This window comes from Pseudomonas sp. BB438, from assembly GCF_057180225.1.
In genome coordinates this window covers 2,245,371-2,258,302 of record NZ_CM170001.1, presented here as the reverse complement: position 1 = coordinate 2,258,302, position 12,932 = coordinate 2,245,371, and the positions used below count along the sequence as shown (strand labels likewise).

The following is a 12,932-nucleotide window of genomic DNA, read 5'->3' as shown; positions in this document are numbered from 1 at the left end:
GTCGGGCCAGGTATGGCCCGTCAACGCGTGCCCCTGAAACTTCGATTCAACGAGGGTATTTTTCGCCTGGGCGAAAAACCGGATGTCCGGGGCAAGACCTTTGCCTACTTTGCGTCGTTTGGCAAAGTAGGTCGCCCGAGGGGGCGAAACCCAATACATCCGCGTACGCCGACGCGGCGCAGTAACACCCAATCCGAAGCAACAGACTTGAACCGCCGGAGCCGATGCAGCCGCCGGCCCTACCGGCTGACCGCAAGCAGGGCCCCGGCCCTGGAGAGAGCGCTAGACCCTCACATTCCCCCGCGGCCCGGCCACCGCCCAGATGATCAGGCCCAGCACCGGCAGGATGACGATCACCAGGATCCAGATGATCTTCAGTGACATCTCGGCGTTGCTTTTCACCACGTTGATGATCGCCCAGATATCCAGGGCAAAGATGATCAGGCTGATCAGGCCACTCAGGGTCGAGCCCATATGGAAGATCCCTCTATGAGATTGTCGGCCTGATCAGCATAGCCGCCCATACCGCAACGACACGGGCGTGAAGCCAACGGTGGGGCTCAGGCCCGCGCCGGGTCGATCACCGCAAAGCTGGCGACCGTGTCGTGGCCTTCCAGCACGCCGCCCTCGCGGGCCAGACCGATGGTCTGCAGGCCGGCCTGCTGTGCAGCATCCAGTTCCTGCACCACGTCGGAGAGGAAGAGGATTTCCTCGCCCGGCAGGCCGATGGCGGCGGCGATGCGCTGGTAGGACGCCGCCTCGCGCTTGGGCCCGCTGGTGGTATCGAAGTAGCCGGAGAACAGCGGCGACAGGTCGCCCGCCTCGGAGCAGCCGAAGATCAACTTCTGCGCCTGGATCGAGCCAGAGGAATAGACGTACAGCCTGTAGCCCTCGGCATGCCAGTGGCGCAGCGCGTCGACGGCGTCCGGATAAACGTGGCCCTTGAGCTGGCCGGCACGATAGCCCTGCTCCCAGACCATGCCCTGCAAGGTCTTGAGCGGCGTGGCCTTGCGATCTTCGGCGATCCAACCAAGAAGGATGTCGATGCAACGCTCGGTGTCGGCACTCATATCGCCGCTGTCGGCGCGCACGGCAGCCAGTTGCTCGGCCACGGCGGGCTCGGCGGCGTGCTCACGCACGTAGTCCGGCAGGTGCGCGGCGGCATAGGGGAAGAGTACGTCGAAGACGAAGCTGACCGCGCTGGTGGTGCCTTCGATATCGGTGAGTATGGCTTTGATGGGCATGGGAACTCCAAAAGCCCGCCGCTGCGACAAGCGGACGGTGTGTCCATGTAGGAGCGGGCTTACGCACGAACGGATGCCGCAGCGGGGTTCGTTCGCGAGCAAGCCCGCTCCTACGAAAAGCAAAGAAGGCCCGGCAACGCCAGGCGGGGGAATCAGTCTTCCAGCAACGGAAAGCGCTTGGCGATCTCGTCGCCGGTGAACTTCGCGACCCAGCCTTCAGCGTTGTTGAACAGGCGGATGGCGACGAAATGCGGGCGCTCGCCCATGTCGAACCAGTGGCGGGTGCCGGCAGGTACCGAGATCAGGTCGTTCTTCTCGCACTGCACGGCGTAGACATGATCCTCGATGTGCAGGGTGAACAGCCCGCGGCCGGCGACGAAGAAGCGCACTTCGTCCTCGCCGTGGCGGTGTTCGTCGAGGAACTTGGCGCGCAACTCGTCCTTCTGCGGGTGGTCGGCAGTCAGGCTGACCACGTCGACAGTGACATAGCCCTCCTCTTCCTGCAGGCGGCGAATCTCGTGCTGGTAGGCGGCGATCACCGCTTCCTGGCTGGCGCCCGGCACGATGGGGGCGTTGGCCGCCCAGCGCTGGAAGCGCACGCCCAGCTCACCCAGGGTGGAAGCGATGTCCTCGGCGTGGGTCAGCAGCTTCAGCGGCTGCTCGGGATTGGATTCGTGGTAGACGGTCAGGCTGCTCATGGTCGTTATCCTTCTGGGCTATTTCCGCAAAAGCGGGCCGGATTCGCTCAGCGCGTGCCGCCGCGAAGGCTCAGTACTTTCAGTTCGCATTCGAAGAGGAATTCGAAAGCTTCGATCTGGCGCAGGGCATCGGCCATGCGTGGGCCCCAAGTGTACAGGCCGTGGCCGCGGATCAGGTAACCGGGGCAGTCCGGATGCGCATCGAGCCAGGGCTGCACCTTGGCCGCCAGGCGGGCGATGTCCTGGTCGTTGTCGAAGATCGGCACGGTAACCCGGCCTTCGTGGGTGGTGACGCCGCTGAAGGCCTTCTGCAACTCGTAGTCTTCCAGCGCCAGGCGGTCGCCGGCGGTCAGGCGCGAGAGCACGGTGGCATTGACCGAGTGGGTGTGCAGCACGGCGCCGATCTCCGCGCGCCAGGCGTACAGCTGGGTGTGCAGCAGGGTTTCCGCCGAAGGCTTCTTGCCCGGCTCCAGGCTGTTGCCGGCCAGGTCGGTTTCCAGCACGTCGTCCTCGCCGAGCTGGCCCTTGTGCTTGCCCGAGACGGTGAGCAGCGCGCGATCGGCCGCCAGGCGCGCCGAGTAGTTGCTGCTGGTGGCCGGCGACCAGCCGCGGCCATAGAGGAAACGACCAGCCTCGATGATCTGCTGGGTCAGTTGCTCACGGATGTCGTTCATGCGGGTCCTCGTTCAGACGGGTCCAGATGATGAAGGCGGCGGCCAGCGCAGCGACGCTGGCAATGGCGAAGGTCCAGGCCGGGCCAAGGCTACCCCAGCTGTAGCCAGAGTAAAGTGCGCCGAGCGCCCCGCCAGTGCCGGCAAGCGCGGCGTAGAGGGCCTGGCCCTGCCCCTGCTGGCGCGCCTGGAAGCTGCGCTGGACGAAATGAATCGCGGCGGCGTGGAAGCTGCCGAAGGTCGCCGCATGCAGCAACTGGGCGAACAGCAGTACCGGCAGATGTCCGGCCAGGGTGCCCAGCAACAGCCAGCGCAGGGCCGCCAGCAGGAAGCTGGCGACCAGCACCTGGCGTAGGGAAAAACGCTTGAGCAGGCGCGGCATCACCAGGAACAGCAATACCTCGGCCACCACGCCCAGCGCCCAGAGCTGGCCGATCAGCCCGCGGGCGTAGCCGAGCGCTTCCAAGTGCAAGGTCAGGAAGGTGTAGTACGGGCCATGGGACAGCTGCATCAGGCAGACGCACAGGTAGAAGGCGAGCACGCCGGGCCTGAGCAGTTGCGCGAGGAAACCACCGGCGCCGGCTTCGTCCTGCCGCGCCAGCGGCTGGGCATTCGGCACCCACCAACTGGCGCCGACGATGCCGAGCATGATCGTCAGCAGTGCCAGCGGATAGGCATCCAGGCTGGCGAACTCGAACAGCCAGCCCAGGCCGACCACGGTGCAGATGAAGCCGATCGAGCCCCACAGGCGAATGCGACTGTAGCGCTCGGTGCGCTCGCGCAGGTGCGCCAGGGTGATCACCTCGAACTGCGGCAGCACGGCGTGCCAGAAGAACGCATGTCCGGCCATGATCAGCGCTAGCCACGCATAGCTGTGGCCGAGGAAGATGCCGGCGAAGCACAGCGCCGTGCACACCGCGCCGAAGCGCACGATGGCCAGCCGCTGGCCGCTGCGGTCGCCCAGCCAGCCCCACAGATTCGGCGCCACGCAGCGCATCAGCATGGGGATGGCAACCAGCTCGCCAATCCGCGCGCTGGAAAAACCCAGGTGATGGAAATACAGCGCGAGGAACGGCGCCGTCCCGCCCAGCAGGCAGAAGTAGAAGAAGTAGAAACTGGACAGCCGCCAGTACGGAACCTGCGTCATCGGTGGCGCGACGAGCCTGCCGCGAACCGGGCGGCTCGCGGACGGCTCACGTCGGTCACAGCTGGCCGAGCACCGGGGTGCCGACCTTCACATCGGCATTCTGCGCGCGATGACGCAGCAGGTGGTCGAGCAGCACGATGGCCATCATGGCCTCGGCGATGGGAGTAGCACGGATGCCCACGCACGGATCGTGGCGACCTTTGGTGATCACGTCCACCGGGTTGCCGTCGACATCGATGGAGCGGCCGGGGGTGGTGATGCTGGAGGTCGGCTTGAGCGCCAGGTGGGCAACGATCGGCTGGCCGGAGGAAATGCCGCCGAGGATGCCGCCAGCGTTGTTCGACAGGAAGCCTTCCGGAGTCAGCTCGTCACGGTGCTCGGTGCCGCGCTGGGCGACACTGGCGAAACCTGCGCCGATTTCCACGCCCTTCACCGCGTTGACGCTCATCAGCGCATGGGCCAGTTCCGCGTCCAGGCGATCGAAGATCGGCTCGCCCAGGCCCGGCGGTACGCCTTCGGCGACGACGGTGATCTTCGCGCCGACCGAGTCCTGGTCACGGCGCAGCTGGTCCATGTAGGCCTCCAGCTCCGGCACCTTGTCCGGGTCGGGGCTGAAGAAGGCGTTGTCTTCGACGCTGTCCCAGGTCTTGAAGGGGATTTCGATCGGACCAAGCTGGCTCATGTAGCCGCGCACGCTGATGCCCATGCCTGCCAGGACCTTCTTGGCGATGGCGCCGGCGGCCACACGCATGGCGGTCTCGCGCGCCGAGGAGCGGCCGCCACCGCGGTAGTCGCGGACACCGTACTTGTGGTGGTAGGTGTAATCGGCGTGGGCCGGGCGGAACAGGTCCTTGATCGCCGAGTAGTCCTTGGACTTCTGGTCGGTATTGCGGATCAGCAGGCCGATCGGGGTGCCGGTGGTCTTGCCCTCGAACACGCCGGAGAGGATTTCCACCTCGTCGGCTTCCTGGCGCTGGGTGGTGTGGCGGCTGGTGCCGGGCTTGCGGCGGTCCAGGTCGCGCTGCAGGTCTTCCAGGGAAATCTCAAGGCCGGGCGGGCAGCCGTCGACGATGGCGACCAGCGCCGGGCCGTGGCTTTCGCCAGCGGTGGTGACGGTGAACAGCTTGCCGTAGGTGTTGCCGGACATGCGAGGCTCCGCGAAAAGACTGGTATCGAAAAGGCCGAGCAGTATACCTGCGTCAATCCGCCCTGCGAACCTTCGCGGCCCGCGAGGATCAAAGCGCCATCAGCCCCATCGTGAAGTCATCGATGCGCCGTCTCGCCCTGTTCTGCCTCCTGTTCATTTCGTCCCTCGCCCAGGCCGCCCCCACCAGCATCCTGCAGCGGCCCTATGACCTCGACACCGGCCACGGCGTGCTGCGCGGCACGATGCTGCTACCACAGACTCCGCCCTCCCAACCGCAGAACCCACCGCCGGTAGCCCTGCTGATCGCCGGCTCCGGCCCCACTGACCGCGACGGCAACAACCCCGAGGGCGGGCAGAACGCCTACTTGCGCAAACTGGCCGAAACGCTGGCGGAGAATGGCATCGCCAGCGTGCGCTACGACAAGCGCGGCGTCGCTCGCAGCCTGCCCGCCGCGCCACGCGAGGAAGCACTCAGCGTCGAGGCCTATGTCAGCGACGTGGTGGCCTGGAGCGACAAGCTGGCCCACGACCCGCGCTTCGGCCGGCAGATTCTCGTCGGCCACAGCGAAGGCGCGCTGATTGCCAGCCTCGCCGCACCGAAAACCCATGCCGAGGCCCTGGTGTCGCTGGCCGGCAGCGCCCGCCCGATCGGCGACGTGCTGCGCGAGCAGTTGCAGGGCCGCCTGCCACCGCCCCTGCTGGCCCAGGCCGACCAGTTGATCGATGGCCTGCAGGCAGGGACATTGCAGCCAAACGTGCCGGAGCCGCTGAAGGTGCTGTTCCGCCCCAGCGTGCAGCCCTACCTGATCTCGCTGTTCCGCCAGGACCCGGCCCGCGCCTTCGCCCAGCTGAAGCTCCCGACTCAGATCCTGCAGGGCACCAACGATATCCAGGTCGGCGTCGAGGATGCGCAGGCGCTCAAGCGCGCCAAACCCGACAGCGACTTCCACCTGATCTCGGGGATGAACCACATCCTGCGCATCGTTCCGACCAGCGGTCCGCAACAGCTCGCCTCCTATAACAACCCCAATCTGCCGCTGGCGCGCGAGCTGGTGGAGCGCATCACGACGTTCATCCGGCAGGTACAGACGCTGCCCGGCGGTACGCTTGCCGAAAATGGCGACGCATCTGGAGCGAACGTCTCAAGAAATCCGCCGGTGCGTCGATAAACCACGGGAGAGCCCTGGCCACGCCCGCCAGGCCCCGAGGTAGATCCCCATGACCGAAGCCGAACAGACCGCCGTCGCCGCCGACGAGGCCGCCGCCCGCCCGCACCCGTGGGCAGAGCTTGCGCCGGAACACTATCGCCTGCTGCGCCTGGCGCCGCAGCCCACCGATCGCACCACCGGGGCACGGCCGCTGCGCTTCGTGCAGCTCGGACGGGTGGAGCGCCACAACGGCGAGCAGAGCCTGCTGCGCCTGACCGTTCAGGTGCCTGGCATGGTGCTGCGCAAGGAAGCGAACCTGCTGGAGGTCTGGGCGGACCACCGCAGCAAGGAAGTACGCTTCGGCGCTGACTCAGGCTTCGCTACCGAACCGCTGAACCGCGGCCTGGGGCGTTTCCTCCTGGCCCAGGGGGTGGCCTGGGCAAAAAAGAAGTGGTCGCACTACCGCGTCGAGGGTGGCGCGCTGGCGATGAAGGACACGCCCAACGAAGAGGCCCGGCAACGCCGCGACCACTTCCTGCGCGCCCAGGGATTCGACGTGATCTACGAGGATTCGCGGCTGCTGAAGGCGCGCTACAGCGTTGGCCGTGTCAGCGAGCTGTACGACGACTGGCACAAGGACAAGGTGCAGATCGTCCCCCTGCTGGAGGCCGGCTCCATGCTGGAGCAGGCAGACCAGAACCTTGCCACCCAATCCAACGAGATCCGCCGGCTGGAGCAGCGCATCGAGACCTTCCGCCGCGACGACACCAGCCTGCGTTTCACCATCGCCTGCCTGACGGTTTTCGCCGTGTTCCAGGCCGGCCTGCTGATCTGGATCGCCACGCACTGAGGCGTGGCGCTTCCCTGCAGGAGCGCCCCATGGGCGCGATCGCGGGCATAGCCCGCTCCTACAGGTGTACTCAGGCTTCGATCCGCGCCTTGAACAGTGCCTGATGCTCGCGGCATTGCTGCGCCGAGAGCAGGAACACGCCGTGGCCGCCGTATTCGAAGTCGAGCCAGGTGAAGTCCACTTCAGGATAGAGCGCCGCCACGTGCACCTGGCTGTTGCCCACCTCCACCACCAGCGTGCCGCGCTCGGTCAGGTGGTCCGCGGCTTCGGCCAGCATGCGCCGCACCAGGTCCAGGCCGTCGTTGCCGCAGGCCAGGCCCAGTTCCGGCTCGTGGTGGTACTCGGCAGGCATGTCGGCGAAGTCTTCGGCGTCGACATAGGGCGGGTTCGACACGATCAGGTCGAAACGCTGGCCCGGCAGGCCCTCGAAGCCATCGCCCTGCACCGTGTAGACGCGCTCGCCCAGCTCATGGCGCTCGATGTTGATGTTCGCCACTTCCAGGGCGTCGAACGACAGGTCGCCCAGCACCACCTCGGAATCCGGGAAGGCGCTGGCGCAGGCGATGCCGATGCAGCCGGAGCCGGTGCACAGGTCAAGGATTCGCGCGGGGTCGGCTGCCAGCCAGGGCTCGAAGCGGCGCTCGATCAGTTCGGCGATAGGCGAACGCGGCACCAGCACGCGCTCGTCCACCACGAAGGGCATGCCGCAGAACCAGGCTTCGCCCAGCAGGTAGGCGGTGGGCACGCGCTCCTCGATGCGTCGGCGCAGCAGGTGCATCAGGTACTCGCGCTCCTCGTCCTCGAGGCGGCAGTCCAGGTAGGCGTCCGCCATCTCCCAAGGCAGGTGCAGGGCGCCCAGCACCAGTTGGCGGGCTTCATCCCAAGCATTGTCGGTACCGTGGCCAAAGAACAGGTCCTCGGCGTGGAAGCGGCTGACGGCCCAGCGGATGTGGTCACGCAGGGTCAGCAAACGGGATTCGGTCACGGCTGTGGTCCTCGCAGCTCGCAAAAAGGGGCGCATTCTAGCGGAACGCGGAAGCGCTGGGGCGCCTCCGGGCAGTTCCGGCGAAGAATGCCAATACCACTTTGGCGCGAGTTCGCAAAGATTCACAGCGGACGCGTTACGGCCCACAATGAGTGAACATGCATTTACAGGAGTCCAGACATGTCCCATCCGCTCAGCATGCTGCAGATCAGTGGGCGCGGATATCCGCCGGCCACCCTGCGCCAGAGCACTCTGTTGATCATCGATGCCCAGGAGGAGTACCGCAGCGGCGTGCTGGCGCTGCCTGACCTGGACGCCGCGGTGGCGCAGATTCGCCTGCTGCTGGAGACGGCCCGGGCCATGGGCACTCCCGTCGTCCACGTGCACCACCTGGGTGTGGTGGGCGGCCTGCTAGACCCGCAGGGCCCGCGTGGCCGCTTCCTGCCGGAGCTGGCGCCGCTGCCGGGCGAGGTCGTGGTGGACAAGCGCCTACCCAACGCCTTCGCCGGCACCGACCTGCATGACCGCCTGCAGGCCAGCGGTCGCCTGGACCTGATCGTCTGCGGGTTCATGACCCACTCCAGCATCAGCACCACGGTGCGCGCCGCCAAGGACTATGGCTACCGCTGCACCCTGGTGGACGCCGCGTGCGCCACCCGCGACATCCCCACTCCCGAAGGTGGCGTGCTCGCCGCCCGCGACCTGCACCGCGCGGAAATCGCCGCCCTGGGCGACAACTTCGCTGCCGTGGTCGCCCAGGCCCAGGCGCTGGTCTGAGGCCATTCGTCCCGACGGGCGGCAATGACAGACGCCCGGGGTTAGGCTCAGCTTAGGCGCGAAAGCCCGCGAACCCGCTCACCCAGCGGGTTCATCGCGCTTCCCGACCCTGGGGTTGGAACCCCACCCATCCCCACCGGTCATAGCCTCGTTCAATAGATGAGGAAGTCGGGATGAAGATGACCGATAAATTCGACCCACCCAGCTTGCGCCCGAAACGTCCGGGCCGCTGGCGCTGGCGGTTCGCCGCCGCGATCGCCGCGGTAATCGCCACCTTCGGCATCCTGTCCAGCATGGCCGGCATTGCCGCCCTGCTCCGCCGTCAGCCGGCGGTGGGCGTGCTGCACATCGAACCGGGCGCCGGCGCCGTGCTGCTGGTGATCGGCCTGCTCTGCCTCTGGCTGGGCGTCACCTTCTGGCGTGCCGCCCGCCGCCGCGCCCGCGGCCGCGATGGTCTGAGCCTGTCGCCCAGGCTGATGAAACGCCGCAACTGACCCCCGCGTGCCAGCCTGGCGATTTCCGCAGGCACGGCGCGATCCGCTACACTGCGCGGCTCTTCGAGGAGGTGCGCATGCAAGACGACGATTTTTCCCAGTTCGCCCGCGAGATGCGCGGCGTCAAGCGCATCACCGTGGACCAGGCCGACACCGGCAAACCCAAGGCCGATCGCAAGCAGCTCAAGGAGCTGCGGCAGAACGCGACCGTGCGTACCGAGAACATCCGGGTGGACGGCCTGTCCGATCAGTTCGTCATCGACGTCGGACCCGAGGACGAACTCTACTGGGCCCGCGACGGCGTCCAGGATGGCCAGATTCGCAAGCTCAAGGCCGGCCAGATCGCCTTCGAAGGCAGCCTCGACCTGCACGGCATGAAGATCGAAACCGCCCGCGAAACCCTCTGGGACTTCATCGCCGAAGCCACCCGTTTCGAAATTCGCTGCGTCCGCGTCACCCACGGCAAGGCCGCGCGCATCGATGGCCGCAGCCCGATGGTGAAGAGCCACGTGAACACCTGGCTGCGCCAGCACCCACAGGTACTCGGCTTCGCCTCCTGCCTGCCGCGCCACGGCGGTACAGGCGCCATCTATGTGATGCTGCGCCGCACCATGCTCGAGGGCCGCGACGAGTAAATCCGGTGCAGCTCGCCAGGCTCGACACCCCGCGACAAACCAGCGGCCATAAACCGCCAACCGGCGCGCGGGCCTTGCCAGCCAAGGCTGAGCGCCCTACCCTGCGCCACGGTTTTTATTTTTGTCATTGCCACAGGTAGATCATGTCCCTGGAACAAAACTACTCCGCGATCCTCAGCCAGCTTGGTGAGGACGTCACCCGCGAAGGTCTGGTCGACACGCCCAAGCGTGCCGCCAAGGCCATGCAGTACCTTTGCCGCGGCTACCAGCAGACGCTGGAGGAGATCGTCAACGGCGCCCTGTTCAGCTCCGACAACAGCGAAATGGTGCTGGTCAAGGATATCGAGCTCTACTCGCTGTGCGAGCATCACCTGCTGCCCTTCATCGGCAAGGCCCACGTCGCCTACATCCCCAACGGCAAGGTGCTGGGCCTGTCCAAGGTCGCACGGATCGTCGACATGTACGCGCGCCGCCTGCAGATCCAGGAAAACATGTCGCGGCAGATCGCCGAGGCCGTGCAGCAGGTCACCGGCGCGCTGGGCGTGGCCGTGGTGATCGAAGCCAAGCACATGTGCATGATGATGCGCGGCGTGGAGAAGCAGAACTCCTCCATGGTCACCTCGGTGATGCTCGGCGAGTTCCGCGAGAACGCTGCCACGCGCAGCGAGTTCCTCAGCCTGATCCGCTGATCGCGAACCGTCGCCATGAAAAAACCGGCCCTCGAGCCGGTTTTTTTGTGCCTGAAATCGCTGAGTCAGCGAGTGTAGTAACCCACCGCGACCAGGTAATGCCCGGCCTTGCGCAGGAAGGCGTGTTTGTTCTCCACCTTGCTGGTCACTGGGTTGCGCCACTGGTACTCGAACTCGGCCTCGCCCTTGGACCTGGCCAGTTCGAGCATGGCATGACCGATCGGGTTGCCGCCCGGGTCCTTCAGCGATTCGAAATCGGTGCCGACCATGCGCGTGTTGAAGCCGTGGGCGACGAACTTCGACGTGTCCAGGTCGACCACGAAGACATAGAGGTCATCCTCGATAAAGCTCTTGTCCAGCGCGTTGATCTTCCTGAAGGTGCCATCGGGGTCCGTCTCGACGGCATTCACCGCCTTGCCCAGCATGGCCGCCGCCTGCTGCGCCGACGCGCGCGGAATGTAGTAGCCGACCGCGAGGAATCGCTCGCCGACGCGCTGGTAGTAGACGTGCTTGCGCTCCACCTTGCCGTCCGCCCAGTTCTTCCAGCGGTAATCGGCCTGCTGCACCTTGCCGGTTTCCGGGGACTTCAGCGCCTTGGCGAACTGCTCCTTGAGCGAAGGATCGAGGGTCGAGGAGACATCGCGGTCGATCAGCACCACCGACGGCCCGCCGCTGGCGAGCATGGTGCCCTTGCTGTCCACCACGAAGACGTAGAGATCGCCGTCGACGAACTCTCCCTGGCGGCTGAACGCCGCGAACGCCTTGTCGCCCTCCGCCTTGTAGGCGGCCACCGCCTTGGACAGCAGCGCCTTGGCACGCTGGTCGTCAGCACCGGACGTGGCGCTGGACTGCGCAGCGAACAATGGGAAGGACGAAAGGAACGACAGCAACAGCAGTGACTTCAACAGCGTCTTCATGCGCGGATACCCCCGTGGCATTGCTTGTAGTTGTGCACAGAGCATAGCCAGCCAGGGGCAATTCGCGTCGGCATTCACTGCCGAAACAGCAGGCGATTCAGCCGAAGAATCGCTTCATCGAGCGCGACAGCCAGCCACCGTGGCTCTGGTCCCGGGTCAGCTCGTGCATCGTCGCCTTCACCGCCTCCACGTAGTTGGCGTCGTCGTTGCGAATGTGGTTGAACAGCCAACGGCCGAGCAGGCCCTTGAGCTCCTCGGCGACGTCCTCGCCGGCCTCGAAGCGCAGGCGGTAGTCGGAGACGCGCTTGATGAAGAGTTCGTGGACCTTCTTGTGCGCGCGGGTGAACTGGTAGCCGGAGTCCTCCAGCAGGGTCTCCTCGAAGGCAAAGTGCGAGATGGTGTAGTCGACCAGTTCCTCGATCACGCCGCCGAGCATGGCTCGATCGTGATGGGCCTGGGCCTCGTGCAGCTGGTTGATCATTTCGACGATGCGCTTGTGCTGTGCGTCGATCACTCCGATCCCGGTATCGAGATCCGCCTGCCAGACCAGATAGGCCATCTTTCCCCTCCCCACGCCGGGCGACGACACTGCCTGCCGCTCGCGCCCGGCCACATCGGTACATCCCGCATGGCAGCGCGTCCAGATTAGGGAGAGCGACAAAACGCCGCCATGATGCCGGTCAACCCCCAAGCTCCGGAATGCGCGGTTTAGAGCGGTTTTTTCGGATTTATCTGATGGCATTTTGCCGTTTTTCGATATCCAGCTTCAGAACCATCCGTGCGATGCCTGAGCATCCTTGTAAGAGCGCCCCAACGGTGTGATCGCGGGCATGGCCCGCTCCCGCAGGGGAATGGCGCAGCACAACGAAAAACGCCGCTTCCAGGGAAGCGGCGTTTCCAATAACCGGGCATGGCGATCAGTCCTGCATCTCCACATGCCGCGGATGGTCCGCCACCCGCGCCAGCCAGGCATTGATCGCTGGAAAGTTCGACAGATCGAAGCCGCCCTGGTGCGCCACATGGGTGTAGGCGTACAGGGTGATATCAGCGATGGAGTAGCGGTCCCCCACCAGATACGGCGTCTGCTCCAACTGCCTTTCCATCACCTTCAGCGCCTTGTAACCACCCTTGTGGCAGCGCGCGTACTCCTCGCGGCGCTCCTCCGGCAGACCGAGGTAGAACTCGATGAAACGCGCTACCGCCACGTAGGGCTCATGGCTGTACTGCTCGAAAAACTGCCACTGCAGCACCTGGGTGCGCAGACGCGGCTCGCTGGGCAGCAGGTCGCTGCCATCGGCGAGGAAGTTGAGGATGGCGTTGGATTCCCACAGGCAGGTGCCGTCGTCGAGTTGCAGCACCGGCACCTTACCGTTGGGGTTCATCGCCAGGAACTCGGCGGTCTGCGTCTCGCCCTTGAGGATATTGATCTCGCGCCACTGGTAAGGCAGGCCGAGCAGGTGCAGAGCCAGCTTGACCTTGTAGCAGTTGCCGGACAGTTGATCGCCGTAAACGGTGTACATGCTCATCTCC

16 protein-coding genes are annotated in these 12,932 nt (G+C 65.7%); 6 read left to right on the top strand and 10 right to left on the bottom strand.

Features of this window, described 5'->3' with window-relative positions; all coding sequences use genetic code 11:
• Window positions 1-282: 282 nt before the first annotated feature.
• The 6 genes from AC1ZV1_RS10620 to aroC all read right to left on the bottom strand — a co-directional run bounded on the left by AC1ZV1_RS10620 (window position 283) and on the right by aroC (window position 4,907).
• Window positions 283-474 carry a PLDc N-terminal domain-containing protein gene (locus AC1ZV1_RS10620; protein WP_484296670.1) on the bottom strand — a complete coding sequence of 64 codons (192 nt, stop codon included), beginning with the start codon at window positions 472-474 and terminating at the stop codon, window positions 283-285.
• Window positions 475-560: 86 nt separating this feature from the next.
• Window positions 561-1,244 (bottom strand): acireductone synthase, encoded by a 684-nt coding sequence (mtnC, locus tag AC1ZV1_RS10615; RefSeq protein WP_484296669.1) that lies wholly within the window; start codon window positions 1,242-1,244, stop codon window positions 561-563.
• A 152-nt stretch (window positions 1,245-1,396) separates the two neighbouring features.
• Window positions 1,397-1,942 carry a 1,2-dihydroxy-3-keto-5-methylthiopentene dioxygenase gene (locus tag AC1ZV1_RS10610; protein WP_296285942.1) on the bottom strand — a complete coding sequence of 182 codons (546 nt, stop codon included), beginning with the start codon at window positions 1,940-1,942 and terminating at the stop codon, window positions 1,397-1,399.
• A 47-nt stretch (window positions 1,943-1,989) separates the two neighbouring features.
• Window positions 1,990-2,616 (bottom strand): methylthioribulose 1-phosphate dehydratase, encoded by a 627-nt coding sequence (locus AC1ZV1_RS10605; RefSeq protein WP_484296668.1) that lies wholly within the window; start codon window positions 2,614-2,616, stop codon window positions 1,990-1,992.
• Entirely contained in the window at window positions 2,600-3,760 is a 1,161-nt protein-coding gene (locus AC1ZV1_RS10600; RefSeq protein WP_484296667.1) for an MFS transporter, read from the bottom strand. Before AC1ZV1_RS10600 ends, AC1ZV1_RS10605 begins: the two co-directional genes overlap by 17 nt.
• A gap of 55 nt (window positions 3,761-3,815) precedes the next feature.
• Window positions 3,816-4,907 (bottom strand): chorismate synthase, encoded by a 1,092-nt coding sequence (aroC, locus tag AC1ZV1_RS10595; protein ID WP_484296666.1) that lies wholly within the window; start codon window positions 4,905-4,907, stop codon window positions 3,816-3,818.
• Between the two features lie 122 nt (window positions 4,908-5,029).
• Here aroC and AC1ZV1_RS10590 point away from each other — a divergent pair, with 122 nt between their 5' ends.
• On the top strand, window positions 5,030-6,076 hold the full coding sequence (locus tag AC1ZV1_RS10590; protein ID WP_484296665.1) for an alpha/beta hydrolase: 1,047 nt from the start codon (window positions 5,030-5,032) through the stop codon (window positions 6,074-6,076).
• 49 nt (window positions 6,077-6,125) lie between these two features.
• Window positions 6,126-6,905 carry a hypothetical protein gene (locus AC1ZV1_RS10585; protein ID WP_484296664.1) on the top strand — a complete coding sequence of 260 codons (780 nt, stop codon included), beginning with the start codon at window positions 6,126-6,128 and terminating at the stop codon, window positions 6,903-6,905.
• A 70-nt stretch (window positions 6,906-6,975) separates the two neighbouring features.
• Here AC1ZV1_RS10585 and prmB read toward each other — a convergent pair whose 3' ends face one another.
• Window positions 6,976-7,890: a 50S ribosomal protein L3 N(5)-glutamine methyltransferase gene (gene prmB / locus AC1ZV1_RS10580; RefSeq protein WP_484296663.1), complete on the bottom strand. Its 915-nt coding sequence runs from the start codon at window positions 7,888-7,890 to the stop codon at window positions 6,976-6,978.
• A 180-nt stretch (window positions 7,891-8,070) separates the two neighbouring features.
• On the opposite strand from prmB, the gene AC1ZV1_RS10575 reads away from it, so the two are divergent.
• The 4 genes from AC1ZV1_RS10575 (at window position 8,071) to folE (ending at window position 10,485) form a co-directional block, all read left to right on the top strand.
• Entirely contained in the window at window positions 8,071-8,667 is a 597-nt protein-coding gene (locus tag AC1ZV1_RS10575) for a cysteine hydrolase family protein (protein WP_484296662.1), read from the top strand.
• A gap of 173 nt (window positions 8,668-8,840) precedes the next feature.
• Window positions 8,841-9,161 (top strand): hypothetical protein, encoded by a 321-nt coding sequence (locus AC1ZV1_RS10570; protein ID WP_484296661.1) that lies wholly within the window; start codon window positions 8,841-8,843, stop codon window positions 9,159-9,161.
• A gap of 77 nt (window positions 9,162-9,238) precedes the next feature.
• On the top strand, window positions 9,239-9,796 hold the full coding sequence (locus AC1ZV1_RS10565) for a Smr/MutS family protein (RefSeq protein ID WP_484296660.1): 558 nt from the start codon (window positions 9,239-9,241) through the stop codon (window positions 9,794-9,796).
• Between the two features lie 143 nt (window positions 9,797-9,939).
• Entirely contained in the window at window positions 9,940-10,485 is a 546-nt protein-coding gene (gene folE, locus AC1ZV1_RS10560) for a GTP cyclohydrolase I FolE (RefSeq protein WP_024765420.1), read from the top strand.
• Between the two features lie 65 nt (window positions 10,486-10,550).
• Here the strand turns inward: folE and AC1ZV1_RS10555 are convergent, their stop codons facing one another.
• From AC1ZV1_RS10555 to AC1ZV1_RS10545, 3 genes are all read right to left on the bottom strand, one after another.
• A complete protein-coding gene (locus tag AC1ZV1_RS10555) occupies window positions 10,551-11,402 on the bottom strand; it encodes a cache domain-containing protein (RefSeq protein ID WP_484296659.1) in 852 nt (283 codons plus the stop codon).
• A gap of 97 nt (window positions 11,403-11,499) precedes the next feature.
• Entirely contained in the window at window positions 11,500-11,961 is a 462-nt protein-coding gene (locus AC1ZV1_RS10550) for a bacteriohemerythrin (protein ID WP_484296658.1), read from the bottom strand.
• A 358-nt stretch (window positions 11,962-12,319) separates the two neighbouring features.
• On the bottom strand, window positions 12,320-12,922 hold the full coding sequence (locus tag AC1ZV1_RS10545; protein WP_484296657.1) for a glutathione S-transferase family protein: 603 nt from the start codon (window positions 12,920-12,922) through the stop codon (window positions 12,320-12,322).
• Between the last annotated feature and the right edge of the window lie 10 nt (window positions 12,923-12,932).